This is a genomic window from Acinetobacter sp. T_3_1 (assembly GCF_025377055.1).
GTDB lineage: Bacteria > Pseudomonadota > Gammaproteobacteria > Pseudomonadales > Moraxellaceae > Acinetobacter > Acinetobacter kookii.
This window is the reverse complement of sequence record NZ_JACHVD010000016.1, coordinates 34,993-51,142: the sequence shown is the minus strand read 5'-3', so window position 1 is coordinate 51,142 and position 16,150 is coordinate 34,993. Positions and strand designations below refer to the sequence as shown.

Genomic DNA, 16,150 nt, shown 5'->3' with positions numbered 1-16,150 from the left:
TGTTAGAATACTTTGCTCACACTTAATCCCGCACTCCAGTTCAAACCATCCGCGGGTTCAAAGAAGCGCCCATTGCCATCATTGACAATCACTGAACCGACATAGTCCTCATCCAGGATATTATCAACTCTAGCAAAAGTCCGGACTTTCCAGTCGGCCTGTTTCCAGACATATCCTGCATTGGCCGAAACCAAGCTATAGCCTGGTGCGGCATCGCTATTTGCATCATCTACATAGATTTTGTCCATATAACGGACATCAACACCCGCATTAAAGCCGGTTTCCGGCTGCCAGCCCAAAGAGGCAAAAGCCTGATTTTTGGCAATGCCGGGAATCTTGTTGCCTTTCTGCACCGTACTGTCCGGAATCGCTGCGTCAAATGTAGCATCAATATAGCTGTAGCTGGCTTGAGCAGTTAAATCACGCCATAGATTTTTGTTCCAGGACAGCTCTATCCCTTCACGTCGCGTTTTATCCGCATTCTTATAGGTCGCACGGCCATCTATTGTTCCCGCAGAGACAATATCGTCTCGGGTTTTGCTTTGGAAAACTGCAGCCGTGAAAGCCCCCCATGCATTTTTCGCTTTTACACCCAGCTCATAATTATCACTGCTGGCAGGGCGTAAATTAAAGTTTATGCCCTCATTTGCGGAATAGGCCATTTCGGTAAAGGTCGGTGTTTCAAAACCTTTGGCATAGCTGGCATAGGCATTCAGCTGATCCTTGATTTTCCAGCTTAAAGCCGCCGAAGGCAGCACTTTTTCATAGTCGGTCTTGCCGCTGTCATCGCCATTGCCTGTGACAATATAGTGATCTTTGGACTCATAATGCACATTGCTATAACGCAGCCCTGCATCCAAAGTCCAGTTTGGCATGAAATCCCAGGAGGCCTGCAAATAAGGATCCAGATTCCAGAGGATATTCTGCTCATCCCGGCGTAGATTACCTTTTACGCCAAACTGCCCATTGGCATTAAAGTTTTCATACCCCTGACGGTCTTCATCCATATAGTCAAAGGCCAGTCCCGCGGTCAGACGTGTATTGGGCAGCAAATCTTTGCCGGTCCAGCGCAAGTCCGTACCGTAATAATCACGCCTGAAATCAATCACTCCACCGGCATGACGCGGGTTATTTTGCGGTGTCCGAGGAATCGACTGGTATTGTATGACTTCACGATGTCCCAGATAAGCCATGGCATACAGTTCATGCTGATCGCTGACTGGTTTTGACCAGGTCAGACCGGTCTGGGTCTGATTAATTTCTTTACGCACATCGTATTGGTTGGAAGCATCATTGACCTGTTTAGGATTATTTTTCCACTGGTTTCGATTCAAGCCCTGCGGATCATCCGCATTAATATCGACATGGTTCACAATCCAGTTCAGCCTGGAACCGTCATCCAGGTTCCAGGTCAGTTTGGCATTGCTGAGTACTTTTCTGGCCGCGCTATGCTCACGATAACCATCGGTATCAAAATAGGATGAACTGACCACATAGCTCGGCTCACCGGCTTGATCTGCACCACCTTGCAACACCACATCGGCACGGCTTTTATGCTGACTGCCCCCTGAATAACCCAGTTCAATGGAATCTTGGCCTTCGCCCTGTTTGGTCGTGGTTAAAATTGTGCCGCCAGAAGAATTGCCATACAGTGCAGAAAATGGCCCACCCAACACTTCAATATGATCCAGGCTGCTTAAATCGATATTTGAGGTCTGGCCCTGCCCATCCGGCATACTTGCTGGAATACCGTCAACATATAAACGGATACCACGCACCCCAAAAGTTGAACGTGCACCAAAGCCGCGCATGGAAATCTGTAAATCCTGTGCGTAATTTTCACGGTTATTCAACTGTAGCCCTGGCACACCTTGTAAGGTTTCAGAAAGATTGACCCCCAGATGATTAGCCTTGCTATCTTGTTCGATTCGATATACAGAAGCCGGTGTTTGCAGCCATTCGGTATCCGTACGTGTCGCTTCTATTTTTAGGATAGGAAGCAAAACAGGTTCCGCAGAACCTGTTTGTGCATATAGATTTTGGCAGATGCATGCTGTTAAGCAAAGCAAACTCGTATGGAAGGACATCATCAGATTTTTACTTTGCATGGGCCTGTACCTGCCTTCTTCTCAGTTAGAACGCGATTTTTGATCCTCAGCCTAACACGAATGCATTATTCACATTGTAGGTTAATCCTGGATGGATCACATCTTGCAAGTTTGGACGAATCATCAGTCATTGGGTGGGATTAGGACTGTCATTCAATTCCACATTATATTCCGCACTGGCATTAAATACAGGGATTGTTACACGTCGTTGACATGTATCCGGTTAATGGCCACACCTGAAATGGCATTTGGATGGAAATGAAACCAGCCGCTATATTTTAAACCGCAAGCCATTGTGAAACCGGCATCTTCATTCATAGCATGCCTCGCCATTTGTTCATGTGTGTCGCCTACAGTCCAGTATTTCAAACCGGTTCAGGACCTCGTGTACGGGAAACAAAAAATTTTATCCTGAACATTTTTGGCTGATGAAAAAAAAATCTCTGATGTCGACATTTTTTAGGTGCATCAAAATAAAATAATCGGCCATTTTTCTGGTTTTCCTTTCGCATTTTTACTTGCAATCAAGCTGAAATCGCCCAATATTAGCCCTATTCTCCTGTCTCTGATCTGCCATGCCCGAATTACCTGAAGTTGAAACCACCAAAACCAGTCTCTTGCCACTGTTGGAGCAAACCGTCTTAAAGGTAGAAGTCCGTCAACCGAGCTTACGTTGGCCTATTCCTGAAAATATACAGAAATTGGTGGGGCAAAAATTAGTTCAGCTGACCCGCCGCTCCAAATATATTCTGGCTGAATTTGAACAGGACAGCATGCTTTGGCATTTGGGTATGTCGGGCAGCTTCAGATTGTGTACAACAACAGATGAACTGCGTAAACACGATCATCTGATCATTCAATTTGAAGATATTGAACTGCGTTATCACGATCCTCGCCGTTTTGGCTGTATTTTATGGTTAAATGCTGCGACTCAGACCAAACTGATTGACACTTTAGGTCCTGAACCTTTGAGCGATGATTTCAATGCAAACTACTTGGCTGAGAAACTCAAAAACAAACAGGTTGGCACTAAAGTTGCAATTATGGATAACCATGTTGTGGTTGGCGTGGGCAATATCTACGCGACAGAAAGTTTGTTTAATTTAGGCATTCACCCGGCACAACCTGCAAAAGATTTAAGCTTTGCACAGATTGAAAAACTTGTGACTGAAATTAAACGTATTTTGCAGCAAGCCATAGATTTAGGGGGTTCTACCTTGCGTGACTATACCAATGCAATGGGTGAAAATGGTTATTTTCAGCAAACCTTGCTTGCTTATGGTCGTGCCGGTGAAATGTGTGTGAACTGCGAAACCACGCTTGAAAATATAAAACTTGGACAACGTGCCTCTGTGTTCTGTCCTGAATGCCAACCTTTAAAAAAAGCCAAAGTGACGCCTCAACGTGTTGCCAAGGCGCGAGGGAAAACTTCATGAAAACAGCCATTGTGCGTCACATCCTTGTCAAAGATAAAGAGACCTGCGAACAACTCAAAAAGCGTATTCAATCCGGTGCTGACTTTGCAAAAATTGCGAAGCAATATTCCACCTGCCCTTCGGGCAAAAAAGGCGGTGAGCTAGGTGAAGTCAAGAAAGGGCAACTGGTGCCAGTCATTGATAAACTGGTCTTTACCGCAGCTGAACGTGTTTTACACGGTCCTGTCAAAAGTCAGTTTGGTTTTCACCTGGTTGAAGTTAAGTTTCGCATGGACTAAACATCTGTTTTAAGTCACTTAAGAATTCAGTCCATGTATGGGGCTGAATTTCTGTATCTTGCTGCTGAGCAGGACTGATCCAGTAGGTGTGCAACCCTAACTGTTGTGCTGCTTGTATATCCACTTCATTGTCATCTCCAACCATTAAGCATTGCTGTGGATGAAGCCTAAAAGCCTGACAAACGTTTAAAAATGCCTGGGGATAGGGTTTGGCAACACCCTGCTCATCACTTATAAAATAATGTGTACACCAACGCTCTAAATGAAGATGACGGATTTTTTGCAATTGACCTTGTGTAGGTCCATTGGTCAGTACTGCCATCTGTAAGCCTAAAGCCTGGCATAGGTTTAATGCCTCTTCTGCACCCTCACAAAAATGATGATGTTGTAAAGCATGCTGCATGAAGCTTTGGTTTAATGTTGTCGCCAAATCCACATCATCAATACCACATTGCTGTAAGGGCTTGAGATAACGATATAGACGATATTCGCTTACCGTTAAATCCTGTTGCATATAGGCGTCCCACAAGGTGTCATGCAATACCTCATAGGCCTGCCAAAAGACATCTACAGACAGGTGCTGAACAATCTTTTCATTCAACTGCTGTCTGGCAAAGCGCTGTGTCCGATCCCAGTCCAACAAGGTACGATCAAGATCAAAAATCACCAATTTCAGCATGGGTTGGTCCATAAAACAGAAGGTCGAACATCACAAAGAGGTAGACACTAGATCTAAAATCTAAATTTAAAATCCAAACCAACATTTATGAGTAAAAATAAAAAACGGCACAAAGAGTGCCGTTTTTTTTTACTTTTTCAGCTATTAAAGTTGCGGACGTTTTTTCAACTCATCACGAATTTCACGCAGCAATTCAATATCGGCTGGGGTAGTCGGTGTTTCCTCTACCGGACCTTCCTGTTTACGCAAACGGTTCATAAGTTTAACCAGCAAGAAAACCACCCAGGCAAGAATAAGGAAGTTTATGAAGATAGTTAAAAAATTACCATAAGTTAAGACATTCACACCTGCTTTTTGCAATTCAGCTAAAGACTGCAAATTATTCGGGTTACTGCCAAGCACAAAAAATTTCTGGGTGAAATCGACACCGCCGCCCGTAATAACCGTGATTAAAGGCATAATAATGTCTTTAACCAAAGAATCAATGATTTTACCAAAAGCACCACCAATGATGACACCAATCGCTAAATCCATCATATTGCCTTTAATGGCAAATTCTTTAAATTCTTGGATAATACTCATAACTTTCTCCAGCTTTTCTTGATGCTATTCTTTTAAAGTATTTTGAAAACTGTCCTATCCTTTTAAGCACGAATAACAGTTCATAATTCCTTATAATTTACTTGGAATTTAACATCTTGAACATAATGGTTTTCTAATTATAAACAAAAAAAATGCTACCACTGACGTGATAGCATTTTTTCACTCTAAACCTGATTCAATTAAATCATTAAGAACGGTTACGTTTACGTTCGTTTTCAGTCAACCAACGCTTACGGATACGGATTGATTTCGGTGTAACTTCAACCAGCTCGTCATCTTCAATGAATTCAAGCGCTTGTTCAAGCGTGTATTCAATTGCTGGAACCAATGTTAAAGCATCATCAGTACCTGACGCACGTACGTTGGTTAACTGCTTGGCTTTAGTCGGGTTCACTACCATGTCGTCTGAACGGGAGTTAATACCCACGATCATACCTTCGTAAACTTCTAACTGAGGTTTAGCGAATAGACGGCCACGGTCTTGCAAGCTGAACAATGCATAGCCCAGGCAAGTACCTTGGACCATAGAGATCAATACACCGTTTTGACGTTTCGCAACAGTACCTTGTTTCATAGGACCGTAGTGCGAGAAGCTTGATGTCATGATCCCTGTACCAGAAGTCATGGTCAAGAATTCAGAACGGAAACCAATTAAACCACGTGAAGGAACAGTTGCTTCAATACGGATACGGCCTTTACCGTCAACTTCCATATTGGTCATCTCACCTTTACGGTGACCCATTTGTTCCATCACAGCGCCTTGGTGCTGTTCTTCCACGTCAAAAGTTACGTTTTCGTACGGTTCTTGCATTTGACCGTCGATTTCTTTCAAGATCACTTGCGGACGAGATACACCCATCTCGAAACCTTCACGACGCATGTTTTCAATCAGAACTGAAAGGTGAAGTTCACCACGACCAGACACTTTGAAACGGTCAGGGCTGTCTGTATCTTCAACACGAAGTGCCACGTTGTGGATCAATTCGCGGTCAAGACGTTCACGGATGTTACGTGAAGTTACGAATTTACCTTCTTTACCGGCAAACGGTGAGTTGTTAACCTGGAATGTCATCGAAACTGTAGGTTCATCTACAGAAAGCGGTGGCAATCCTTCAACGTTCTTAGGATCACAGATCGTGTCAGAGATATGAAGCTCTTCCATACCTGTGACACATACGATGTCACCAGCAGAAGCAGATTCAACGTCAATACGCTCAAGACCGTGGTAACCCATGATTTTTAAGATACGACCGTTACGTGTCTTACCTTCTTTATCAATAACAGTTACAGGTGTGTTTAATTTTACTGAACCGCGTTGGATACGACCAACACCGATTACACCAACGAAGCTGTTATAGTCCAAAGACGAAATTTGCATCTGGAATGGACCATCAACGTCAACTGCTGGTGGTTCAACGATGTCTACGATTGTTTGGAACAATGGTGTCATGTCTTCAGCAAGTTCTTCTGGAGACGGACCCGCCACACCACGAAGACCAGAAGCATAAACTACCGGGAAGTCTAACTGTTCGTCAGTACCACCCAGGTTGTCGAACAGGTCGAATACCTGGTCAATTACCCAGTCAGGACGCGCATTTGGCTTGTCGACTTTGTTGATGATCACGATTGGTTTCAAGCCACGTGCGAACGCTTTTTGCGTTACGAAACGGGTTTGTGGCATTGGACCTTCTTGAGAATCGACAAGAAGAAGTACACAGTCAACCATAGACATTACACGTTCAACTTCACCACCGAAGTCGGCGTGTCCCGGGGTGTCCACGATGTTGATACGGTATTCTGTATCTGTACGTTTATCTAACCATTTGATTGCAGTGTTTTTTGCAAGAATGGTAATACCACGTTCACTTTCAATAGCGCCTGAATCCATAACACGCTCGATCTCACCCGCGCGTTCACCCAAAGCACCTGATTGTTGTAAAAGTTTGTCGACTAAAGTCGTTTTACCATGGTCGACGTGCGCGATGATGGCAATATTACGGAGAGTTTTAATATCTGACATGTAAATTCGATACGCTTTAAATTTGAGGGCAAATTATACAGAAAAAACTTAGCTTTTTATAGTGACAGTTTATTGACAGTTACAAGTTTTTTTGACTATTCATCCCTTTTTCGGTTTGTAAAGTACTGTAACTCGATTAGAATAACGCCAAATTACTGCTGTACCTTTTTTTACATGTCTGATTTAGAAAACTCTCCCAAACAACAAGATCGTCTTGATTTGGTCTACGGATTAAACGATCGCCCCAAACCACTTATTGCTTTTCTCGCTGCCCTGCAACATTTACTTGCGATTATTGTCCCGATTGTCACCCCAGGTCTTTTGATCTGTCTTGCTTTAGGCGTATCCAAAGAAGACACCAACATGATTCTTTCCATGTCCTTGGTGATCTCGGGGATTGCAACTTTCTTACAATGTAAAAAAGTTGGTCCTTTGGGCGCAGGTCTTTTAATTGTACAGGGCACCAGTTTTAACTTTATTGGCCCGATTATCGGCATTGGTTCAGCGATGGTCGCGGCAGGCACCCCTGTTGAAGCAGTGATGGCTTCTATTTTTGGTGTAGTAATTGCCGGCTCATTCATTGAAATGGGTGTTTCACGTATTTTACCTTGGGTAAAACGGCTGATCACGCCCCTGGTTACAGGTATTGTCGTGCTGCTGATTGGCTTGACCTTAATTAAAGAAGGTTTAATCAGTATGGGTGGCGGTTATCAGGCCATGGGTGACAAAACCTTTGCCAATGCCGACAATCTGATCATGTCCTGTACGGTACTGGCAATTATTATTGTCCTGAACCGTATCCGTATTACCTGGATCAAAAGCTCAGCCATTCTGATTGCCCTGATTATTGGTTATGCTCTTGCCGGTTTCATGGGACATCTTGATTTTTCAGGCCTGAAAGATGCGCCGATGATTCAAATTCCAACCCCGATGCATTTTGGCTTAAGCTTCTCCTGGAGCTTGTTTATTCCAATGGCATTTATTTATCTGGTGACATCACTGGAAGCCATTGGTGACATTACCGCCACTTCAAAGATTTCCAACCAGCCAGTCGATGGCCCGGTATGGATGCAACGTATTAAAGGGGGGGTACTGGTGAATGGTGCCAACTCTCTGCTTGCCGGCTTATTCAATACTTTCCCGAGTTCGGTGTTTGCACAGAATAATGGCGTCATTCAGCTTACCGGGGTTGCAAGCCGTTATGTGGGTATCTGGATTGCAGCATTACTGGTGATTTTAGGCTTGTTGCCTGCGGTTGCCGGCGTGATTCAAGCAGTCCCTCAAGCCGTACTCGGCGGTGCTGTGATGGTGATGTTTGGTGCGGTAGCGGCGTCTGGTATTAATATCCTGTCAGGGATTCATCTTGACCGTCGTGCCCTGTTAATTATTGCGATTTCACTGGGACTCGGTTTGGGTGTTGCACAAGTCCCACAAATTTTGGAACATCTTCCTGAATTATTCCGTAACATCTTCAGTTCTGGCGTAGCGACTGGCGGTATTGCAGCATTGCTTTTAAATATTATTCTTCCTGAATCGAAGCAATAATTTCATTTCAGCATCAACTCTGCCCAGCATTGTCTGGGCAGAGTTTTTCAATGGCGAGATAAAAAAATGGATCCAAGAAGTGAAGTTGTCATTCGGCAGCATGAATATCTTTCTGGACGTGTGCTTTTGGTCAATGCACCTACGGATGAGTTACTTTCCAATCTAGGAAAAGACATCAGCCCTTGTTTCTGGACCTGGAATTATAATGAATTTCAATATTTTCAGTCGCAACAGGCCAATGTCCATTTTGGCGTAGAGCTTCCTGAAGGCAGTTTTGACCAGGCCATTATCTTTGTACCGAAGTCCAAAGAACTCCTAAATTATGTGCTGCATAATGTCGTCAGCCGTCTAGGTTTAGGTGCTTCCATTTTCCTGGTGGGTGAGAAAAAAGGCGGCGTTGAACGCGCAGCCAAACAGCTCCAGCCTTATGGTAAAGCCATTAAACTGGACAGTGCACGTCATTGCCAGCTCTGGCAGGTCAAGGTTGAATCGACGGCTCAAGAAAAGGCTTTGGCAGACTGGGCTCAAGCATATACGGTAGCAACACCGAAAGGTGATCTCACTATTTGTGCCCTGCCCGGCGTATTCAGCCAAAATCGTTTAGATGTCGGTACAGCGGTATTTTTACCGTTTTTATCACAGGTTACTTCAGGTAAAATTGCCGACTTTGGCTGTGGTGCCGGTGTGATCAGTGCCTATCTGGCAAAACTGAATCCGAAAAACCGTATTTTTGCGCTGGATGTCGATGCTTTTGCTTTGGCCTCAACCCGCATGACGTTTGAAAAAAATGGCCTTTCTCCCGAACAGCTGGAAATTACCGCTGTGACCGGTATTGAAGATGCGCCGCTTTTCTTGCATGCCATCGTCAGCAATCCGCCTTTCCATCAAGGCATTCAGACCAATTATGATGCCAGCGAAAGCCTGTGCAAGACTTCACGCCGTCATTTGAAATCGGGTGGTGAACTCTGGATTGTGGCAAACCGCTTTTTAAATTATCCATTACTCATTGAACAAAGCTTTGGCAAATGTACAACCAAAGCCGATCAACAAGGCTTTAAAGTGCTGTTCGCTAGCACTGAAAAGAAATCTTAAGGAACAACGATGAGCGAAACTCAATCTGCACATTTACAGCGTAAGCTGGGTGCACGTCATTTGAATATGATCGCCATTGGTGGTTCTATCGGCACAGGCTTATTCCTGGCTTCTGGTGCAACCATTGCCAATGCAGGTCCGGGCGGTGCTTTATTGGCTTACTGCCTGATTGGGATCATGATTTATTTCCTGATGACCAGTCTGGGCGAGCTTGCGACACATAACCCGACCTCGGGTGCCTTCTTTACCTACGGTACAAAATATGTAGAAGGCGGTTTTGGCTTTGCTCTAGGCTGGAACTATTGGTACAACTGGGCCATTACGGTTGCTTTTGAACTGGTGGCAGTCCAGTTTATTATGAAATTCTGGTTTCCTGATATTCCCGGATTCTACTGGAGTGCCATTTTTCTTAGCGTGATTTTTGCCATTAATTCACTCTCTGTAAAAGGCTTTGGTGAAAGTGAGTTTTTATTCTCCTTGGTCAAAGTGATTGCCATTATTGTCTTTATCATTATTGGTATTGCCATGATTGCAAAAATCATGCTGACGCCAAATATGGTGACCTTTGCCAACTGGACCAAAGGTGATGCACCCTTTGTTGGTGGTTTGCAGGCCATGATTGGTGTCGCCATGATTGCCGGATTCTCCTTCCAGGGCACAGAAATGGTGGGGGTTGCCGCAGGTGAATCGAAAGACCCTAAAAAGACTATTCCGGTGGCCATCAAGCAAATTTTCTGGCGTATTTTATTGTTCTATGTGGTGTGTATTTTCATCATTGGTACTTTGGTGGCTTATGATGATCCACGCCTGTTACAAGCGGCCGCAAGTGAAAATATCGCCCTCTCACCTTTTACCCTATTGTATGAAAAAGTCGGTTTTGCTTTTGCCGCAGGTTTAATGAATGCCGTAATCTTAACTGCAATTTTGTCTGCAGGTAACTCAGGCATGTATTCATCGACCCGTATGCTGTTTGACATGGCTCGCAAAGGCAGTGCACCAAAAATCTTTGGCAAACTGGATGCACGCGGCGTACCGATGAATGCACTGTATGCCACCACTGCAATTGCCGCACTTTGCTTCCTCACGACTTTCATTGGGGAACAGCAAGTGTTTAGCTGGTTGCTGAATATGTCAGGCATGTGCGGATTCATTGTATGGCTGGGTATTGCCATTTCACACTACCGTTTCCGTAAAGGTTATTTGGCACAGGGTTATAAACTGGAAGATTTAGCGTATAAAGCCAAGTTTTTCCCATTTGCCCCGTGGTTTGCCTTTATTCTGTGTACGATTGTCGTACTTGGACAGAACTATCAAGCCTTTATTACGGGTGATTGGCTCGGTGTGTTATCTACCTATATCAGTATTCCATTATTTCTGGCAATCTGGCTGGGCTATAAATGGAAAAACAAAACCAAATTGGTTTCTTATCAAGATATGGATGTCAAACCCATGAATCCTGATCAGGACTAAATGCAGTATATAAATAAATAAAAACAGCCTTTAGGCTGTTTTTTTTATTTATCGTATCGTTCAATGATGTGCCAGAAATTCCTTCAAGGCAAAGCTGACTTCATTTTTATGGGTGGTACATAACCCGTGCGGTGCTCCCTTAATCTGCTCTTCTACGCCATGCTTTAAAAGTTTGACGGTTTGCCGACTGCAAATTTCTGACGGAACAATGTCATCTGCTGTTCCATAAAGCACCAAGGTCGGTACAGTAATCCGGGTTAAATCTTCACGTAAGTCGGTTTCTGAAAATGCGTGGATACAATCGTAATGCGCCTTGATTGAACCCTGCATGGCAATCCGCCAGAAACTTTGTATTACCCCTTCTGAGGTTTTATTTAACAGCTTGTCATAGCCATAAAATGATTTAGCAAAATCCAGGTAAAAATCGGCTCTATTGGCCAGTAAATTAGCGCGCATCTCATCAAACACGTCTGAATCTACACCGTCTGGATGATCAGCCCGTTTAATCATGAGAGGTGTTACCGCCGCAATAAGCGCAAGTTTAGTGACTTTATGCTGACCATATTTTGCCGTATAACGGGTCACGACGGCCCCACCGGTAGAATGTCCGACTAAAGCGAACTCGGTTAACCCAAGATGCTCAATCAGTTGATGCATATCTTGTGCATACTGATCAATATTATGCCCAGCCCAAGGCTGACTCGAGCGTCCATGACCCCGTCGGTCGAATGCAATCACCCGATAGCCATGTTCTGCAAGAAATAACATCTGGTCTTCAAAAGCATCACTGGATAAAGGCCATCCATGAGAAAAGACCACAACCGGTCCCTCTCCCCAATCCTTATAATAAATCGAGGTTCCATCTGTTGTCGTTAACATCTGCGTCATTTTGTCACCCTCTTTTTATTGTCTATATGGGTGTTTATTAGAACAAGATCAAAATAAAACTGTGTATTAAACAAGTTATGCTTATGTAGCACATAAAAAAAGCAGCCTTAAGGCTGCTTTTTTCACTCAGTTCAATAATAAATTATTGAGCTGCAGGCGCTTGTTGAGCAGGTTCTGCAACAACTGTACGGCTACCAGTAATAGTCGCGAATACACGACGGTTCATAGCACGGCCTTCTTTAGTGTTGTTGTCAGCAATCGGTTGATCCCAAGCGAAACCTTGAGTAGACAAACGAGCTGGATCTACATTGTATTCATTTACAAGTGAAGATTTAACAGAGTTAGCACGAGCTAAAGATAAACGTTCGTTCAATGCACGTGGACCAGTGTTGTCAGTGTGACCTTCGATGCGAGCAGTAGCGTTTGGATATTCAACCAACTTCTCGGCAACTTTAGCGATTTCTGGCTTGTATTGGTCTTTGATGTTTGATTTGTTTGTATCAAAGAACACACGAAGTTCCATGTTCAGGTCTTCAGTCAACTCTTGTGGAGCTGGTTGAACTGGAGCTACAGGCTCAACTGGAGCAACTTCTACTACAGGAGCAGCAGGCTTCAAGTGACCGCCAAGAACTACGTTAAGACCAGCTAAAGCTGTATAGTTCCAGAAGTCTTCGTCGATGTTATAAGTAGCACGAGCTTCAGTACGTAGAGATAAAGCATCGTTTAAGCGCCAGAATGCACCTAGACCAGCGTTACCAAGAGTACCTTCTTCTTCAAGACCACGAGTATCGCGGCCAGCAGCGCTGTCAAGCTCATATTTATAGTGACCAGCACCTAACAATACGTAAGGTTTGATTTTGCTGTCATAGTTTTTAGTGATCAAATCAGAAGTCGCATAGAAGTTACCGTTGATTTGAGACTGTTTATAGTCAGCGCTGCCACCACCAACAAGATCAGAATCACCTTTCACTTGGTTGTATTCAGCTTCAAAACCTAACCATGGAGTTAATTCAACACCAAGTGCTGCACCAACGAACAAATCGTCCTGAAGCTCTTGACCACCATTAGTTAAGTTGCCACGGCTGTTGTTGTGTTGAGTGTCTTGGAATGTATAACCAAGCATTAATGGAGTAACAGTTACGCCAGCGTTAGCAGCTGCTAAAGGTGCAGCAACGAGCATTGCTAAAGCAATACGACTCATTTTCATGGATTTATCCTCCAGAGATAACAATTGTTGTTCAAGCTCAAGCCTAGAATTTGACTATTCTGAGATAGGCTTTCTTATACCCCAGTTTTTTTCTTAATTCTTAAGCTATTCACAGTGAATCATACAAACACTTTATTTTTTTTCCAAGTGCTTGATAATTTTAATCAAGTAAATTATTGACAAAATTACTTACAATTTCCGTTGTAATTCGGTAAATTTTTACTCAATTTATTCTTATGAATAGCTTATCGTCACTTGCGAATTATTTTAACAGCTTTCTTATAAAGTTGAAAAATAAATATTAATCGCAAAAAAACAATTAAAAAACAAAATATTAATAACACACATAATTAAAAAAAAATACATTGCAGGATTACTTTAAATGCTTTTTCAACAAAAAAATGGGTTCACATTGGTTGAGCTAATCGTTACTTTGGCTATTTTTGCAATTCTGGCCACCATCGCTTTACCTTATTTTCAAGAAATAAGAGCCAAACAGGAAGTCAACGACACTACGCATAAACTGATTTCAACAATTCATTTGGCCAAATCTCAAGCCCTTCTCTATCATAGCAATGTGGTGTTGTGTCCAAGTCAAAATAAAGTGAATTGTCAAACAAATCAATGGACTGCCGGTTTACTGGTTTTTCTCGACAGCAATAAAAATAGACAAATTGATACAGGCGAAAAAATTATCTATACAGAATCAACCAAGTTAAAATACGGGCATCTAGACTGGAGAGGAACGCTGAGTGCCCCCAGCCTAACGTTTCAAGCTGAAAATGGCCTGCCTATAGGTTCAAATGGCAGTTTTTATTATTGTTCAAATGTTTCTGATCATCACCGGAAACTGGTTTTGAGTGCCATGGGACATATGCGGATAGAAACCCTCTCCCTCTGCTAAAAACTTCTCAGTCTAAAGACATGCTGCCATCCCCTCTTTATTCCGGCTCATTTTTCAATATACTGCTTAAGCTTGGAAAAATAATTCCTTAAAAAAATCAATCTCGGAGAAACAACAATGACAGACATCGTAATTGTAAATGGTGCACGTACTGCAATGGGCGGCTTTCAAGGTAGCTTAGCCAGTGTAACAGCCCCAGAACTTGGCGCAGCATGTATTAAGGAAGCGATTGCACGTGCAGGATTACAAGCAACCGATGTCGAAGAAGTCATTATGGGCTGCGTGCTCCCTGCCGGTCTGAAGCAGGGACCTGCCCGTCAGGCAATGCGCAAAGCCGGCTTACCTGATTCAACCGGTGCAGTGACTATTAATAAGTTATGTGGTTCTGGCATGAAAGCTGTGATGCAAGCGGCTGACATGATTAAAGCCGGTTCTGCTGAAATTGTGGTTGCAGGCGGCATGGAATCGATGACCAATGCCCCTTATGTATTGCCTAAAGCGCGTAGCGGTTTGCGCATGGGGCATAGTGAAATCAAAGACCATATGTTCCTGGATGGTTTAGAAGATGCAGAAACGGGCCGTTTAATGGGTTCTTTTGCACAAGACATGGCAAATACGCGTGGCTATACGCGCGAACAAATGGATGCCTTTGCGATTCGTTCATTACAACGTGCACAAAACGCGGTCAATGAAGGTTACTTTGCCGATGAAATCGTCCCCGTCACGGTATCTACCCGTAAAGGCGATGTCGTGATAGATAAAGACGAACAGCCTTTCAATGCCAATATTGAAAAAATTCCAACGCTACGTCCTGCATTTGCCAAAGATGGTACGATTACTGCGGCCAATGCCAGTTCGATTTCAGATGGCGCCTCTGCCCTTGTGCTCACCTCAAGTGAAAATGCCTCAGCTAAGGGCTTAAAACCTCTGGCAAAAATTGTGGCTTATGCTTCTAATTCACAGCATCCTTCAGAATTTACCATTGCTCCAGTCGGTGCCATTCAGAAAGTTTTAAATAAAACCGGTTGGGATGCTCAAGATGTTGATCTTTGGGAAATTAACGAAGCTTTTGCCATGGTGACCATGTGTCCTATGGATGATTTCAAGCTTGATCCGGCTAAAGTCAACATTAACGGCGGTGCGTGTGCACTCGGTCATCCTGTCGGTTCTACCGGTTCGCGCATTATCTTGACGCTCATTCATGCCTTAAAACGTACGGGTGGCAAAAAAGGCATTGCGGCACTGTGTATCGGTGGCGGTGAAGCGACTGCTGTGGCGATTGAGTTGCTTTAATCTCCTTGCGAAGCAGTGCTTCTCATCTCTCCTCTTTGGGAGAGATGAGAAAAAAATCCCTCGCTTGAGGGATTTTTTTATGCTTACACTTTTTTATGTTTTCATCATCAAAATTTGAGCTTAAACCTGCTAGATTAGAACCATCAAAATAACAACAACAAAGGCTTTGCATGCAACTTAATCATTATCTGAATTTCCTATGTGAAACCGAAGCAGCATTTAACTTTTATAAATCTGTTTTTGGTGGTGAGTTTTCCAATCTGACCCGTTATGGTGAAATGCCAGCGCAAGAAGGTGTCACGCTATCTGAAGCGGATAAAAATCTTATTCTGCATGTATCCTTACCGATTAATGCATTTACAGAATTGATGGGATCTGACACCAATGATCAATTCTGTGCACAAAACAATAGCATTTTTACGCCGGGCAATAATCACTATATTTCAATTAATCTGAATGCCCATGAGCAAGATGAGGCGAAACGCTTATTTGATGCCTTATCTGTAAATGGACAAATTGAAATGCCCTTAGAAAAGACATTCTGGGGTGCACTCTATGGTGCCTTCACCGATCAGTTCGGGATTAAATGGATGGTGAATTGCCAGTTAGAAGCCATGTAACCTCGGT

14 protein-coding genes are annotated in these 16,150 nt (G+C 43.4%); 8 read left to right on the top strand and 6 right to left on the bottom strand.

All coding sequences use genetic code 11. The features are described 5' to 3' along the window. Positions 1 to 2 precede the first annotated feature (2 nt). Entirely contained in the window at positions 3 to 2,108 is a 2,106-nt protein-coding gene (locus tag H4I94_RS13250; protein WP_261183394.1) for a TonB-dependent receptor, read from the bottom strand. Between the two features lie 575 nt (positions 2,109 to 2,683). Here H4I94_RS13250 and mutM point away from each other — a divergent pair. Next, entirely contained in the window at positions 2,684 to 3,544 is an 861-nt protein-coding gene (gene mutM, locus H4I94_RS13245) for a bifunctional DNA-formamidopyrimidine glycosylase/DNA-(apurinic or apyrimidinic site) lyase (protein ID WP_261183393.1), read from the top strand. After that, positions 3,541 to 3,822 carry a peptidylprolyl isomerase gene (locus H4I94_RS13240; RefSeq protein WP_261183392.1) on the top strand — a complete coding sequence of 94 codons (282 nt, stop codon included), beginning with the start codon at positions 3,541 to 3,543 and terminating at the stop codon, positions 3,820 to 3,822. Before mutM ends, H4I94_RS13240 begins: the two co-directional genes overlap by 4 nt. On the opposite strand, the gene H4I94_RS13235 is transcribed toward H4I94_RS13240, so the two are convergent. The 3 genes from H4I94_RS13235 to typA form a co-directional block, all read right to left on the bottom strand. Further along, the gene (locus H4I94_RS13235; protein WP_261183391.1) at positions 3,803 to 4,501 is read right to left on the bottom strand and encodes an HAD family hydrolase; all 699 of its coding nucleotides are present in this window, start codon (positions 4,499 to 4,501) and stop codon (positions 3,803 to 3,805) included. The two genes, H4I94_RS13240 and H4I94_RS13235, sit on opposite strands and share 20 nt — an antisense overlap. A gap of 144 nt (positions 4,502 to 4,645) precedes the next feature. Further along, a complete protein-coding gene (mscL, locus tag H4I94_RS13230; RefSeq protein ID WP_092820394.1) occupies positions 4,646 to 5,083 on the bottom strand; it encodes a large conductance mechanosensitive channel protein MscL in 438 nt (145 codons plus the stop codon). 208 nt (positions 5,084 to 5,291) lie between these two features. Next, positions 5,292 to 7,124, bottom strand: coding sequence for a translational GTPase TypA (gene typA, locus H4I94_RS13225; RefSeq protein WP_261183390.1), 1,833 nt, complete (start codon positions 7,122 to 7,124; stop codon positions 5,292 to 5,294). 174 nt (positions 7,125 to 7,298) lie between these two features. On the opposite strand from typA, the gene H4I94_RS13220 reads away from it, so the two are divergent. The 3 genes from H4I94_RS13220 to H4I94_RS13210 all read left to right on the top strand — a co-directional run bounded on the left by H4I94_RS13220 (position 7,299) and on the right by H4I94_RS13210 (position 11,231). Next, the gene (locus H4I94_RS13220; RefSeq protein WP_261183389.1) at positions 7,299 to 8,669 is read left to right on the top strand and encodes a uracil-xanthine permease family protein; all 1,371 of its coding nucleotides are present in this window, start codon (positions 7,299 to 7,301) and stop codon (positions 8,667 to 8,669) included. A 66-nt stretch (positions 8,670 to 8,735) separates the two neighbouring features. Then, positions 8,736 to 9,761: a class I SAM-dependent methyltransferase gene (locus tag H4I94_RS13215; protein WP_092820397.1), complete on the top strand. Its 1,026-nt coding sequence runs from the start codon at positions 8,736 to 8,738 to the stop codon at positions 9,759 to 9,761. A gap of 9 nt (positions 9,762 to 9,770) precedes the next feature. Beyond that, the gene (locus H4I94_RS13210; RefSeq protein WP_131272671.1) at positions 9,771 to 11,231 is read left to right on the top strand and encodes an amino acid permease; all 1,461 of its coding nucleotides are present in this window, start codon (positions 9,771 to 9,773) and stop codon (positions 11,229 to 11,231) included. 60 nt (positions 11,232 to 11,291) lie between these two features. Here the strand turns inward: H4I94_RS13210 and H4I94_RS13205 are convergent, their stop codons facing one another. Continuing rightward, on the bottom strand, positions 11,292 to 12,119 hold the full coding sequence (locus tag H4I94_RS13205; RefSeq protein WP_261183388.1) for an alpha/beta fold hydrolase: 828 nt from the start codon (positions 12,117 to 12,119) through the stop codon (positions 11,292 to 11,294). Positions 12,120 to 12,261: 142 nt separating this feature from the next. Then, on the bottom strand, positions 12,262 to 13,326 hold the full coding sequence (omp38, locus tag H4I94_RS13200; protein WP_261183387.1) for an outer membrane protein Omp38: 1,065 nt from the start codon (positions 13,324 to 13,326) through the stop codon (positions 12,262 to 12,264). Positions 13,327 to 13,708: 382 nt separating this feature from the next. Here omp38 and H4I94_RS13195 point away from each other — a divergent pair, with 382 nt between their 5' ends. The 3 genes from H4I94_RS13195 to H4I94_RS13185 all read left to right on the top strand — a co-directional run bounded on the left by H4I94_RS13195 (position 13,709) and on the right by H4I94_RS13185 (position 16,143). Beyond that, a complete protein-coding gene (locus tag H4I94_RS13195) occupies positions 13,709 to 14,230 on the top strand; it encodes a GspH/FimT family pseudopilin (RefSeq protein WP_261183386.1) in 522 nt (173 codons plus the stop codon). Positions 14,231 to 14,347: 117 nt separating this feature from the next. Next, positions 14,348 to 15,523, top strand: coding sequence for a thiolase family protein (locus H4I94_RS13190; protein WP_261183384.1), 1,176 nt, complete (start codon positions 14,348 to 14,350; stop codon positions 15,521 to 15,523). Between the two features lie 170 nt (positions 15,524 to 15,693). Next, positions 15,694 to 16,143 (top strand): VOC family protein, encoded by a 450-nt coding sequence (locus tag H4I94_RS13185; protein WP_261183383.1) that lies wholly within the window; start codon positions 15,694 to 15,696, stop codon positions 16,141 to 16,143. Positions 16,144 to 16,150 lie beyond the last annotated feature (7 nt).

Coding starts and splice junctions, on each gene's coding strand:
- H4I94_RS13190 (WP_261183384.1), top strand. CDS start 14,348: ATGACAGACATCGTAATTGTAAATGGTGCACGTACTGCAATGGGCGGC.
- H4I94_RS13205 (WP_261183388.1), bottom strand. CDS start 12,119: ATGACGCAGATGTTAACGACAACAGATGGAACCTCGATTTATTATAAG.
- H4I94_RS13250 (WP_261183394.1), bottom strand. CDS start 2,108: ATGCAAAGTAAAAATCTGATGATGTCCTTCCATACGAGTTTGCTTTGC.
- H4I94_RS13235 (WP_261183391.1), bottom strand. CDS start 4,501: ATGCTGAAATTGGTGATTTTTGATCTTGATCGTACCTTGTTGGACTGG.
- omp38 (WP_261183387.1), bottom strand. CDS start 13,326: ATGAAAATGAGTCGTATTGCTTTAGCAATGCTCGTTGCTGCACCTTTA.
- H4I94_RS13210 (WP_131272671.1), top strand. CDS start 9,771: ATGAGCGAAACTCAATCTGCACATTTACAGCGTAAGCTGGGTGCACGT.
- H4I94_RS13195 (WP_261183386.1), top strand. CDS start 13,709: ATGCTTTTTCAACAAAAAAATGGGTTCACATTGGTTGAGCTAATCGTT.
- H4I94_RS13220 (WP_261183389.1), top strand. CDS start 7,299: ATGTCTGATTTAGAAAACTCTCCCAAACAACAAGATCGTCTTGATTTG.
- H4I94_RS13240 (WP_261183392.1), top strand. CDS start 3,541: ATGAAAACAGCCATTGTGCGTCACATCCTTGTCAAAGATAAAGAGACC.
- mutM (WP_261183393.1), top strand. CDS start 2,684: ATGCCCGAATTACCTGAAGTTGAAACCACCAAAACCAGTCTCTTGCCA.
- typA (WP_261183390.1), bottom strand. CDS start 7,124: ATGTCAGATATTAAAACTCTCCGTAATATTGCCATCATCGCGCACGTC.
- H4I94_RS13185 (WP_261183383.1), top strand. CDS start 15,694: ATGCAACTTAATCATTATCTGAATTTCCTATGTGAAACCGAAGCAGCA.
- H4I94_RS13215 (WP_092820397.1), top strand. CDS start 8,736: ATGGATCCAAGAAGTGAAGTTGTCATTCGGCAGCATGAATATCTTTCT.
- mscL (WP_092820394.1), bottom strand. CDS start 5,083: ATGAGTATTATCCAAGAATTTAAAGAATTTGCCATTAAAGGCAATATG.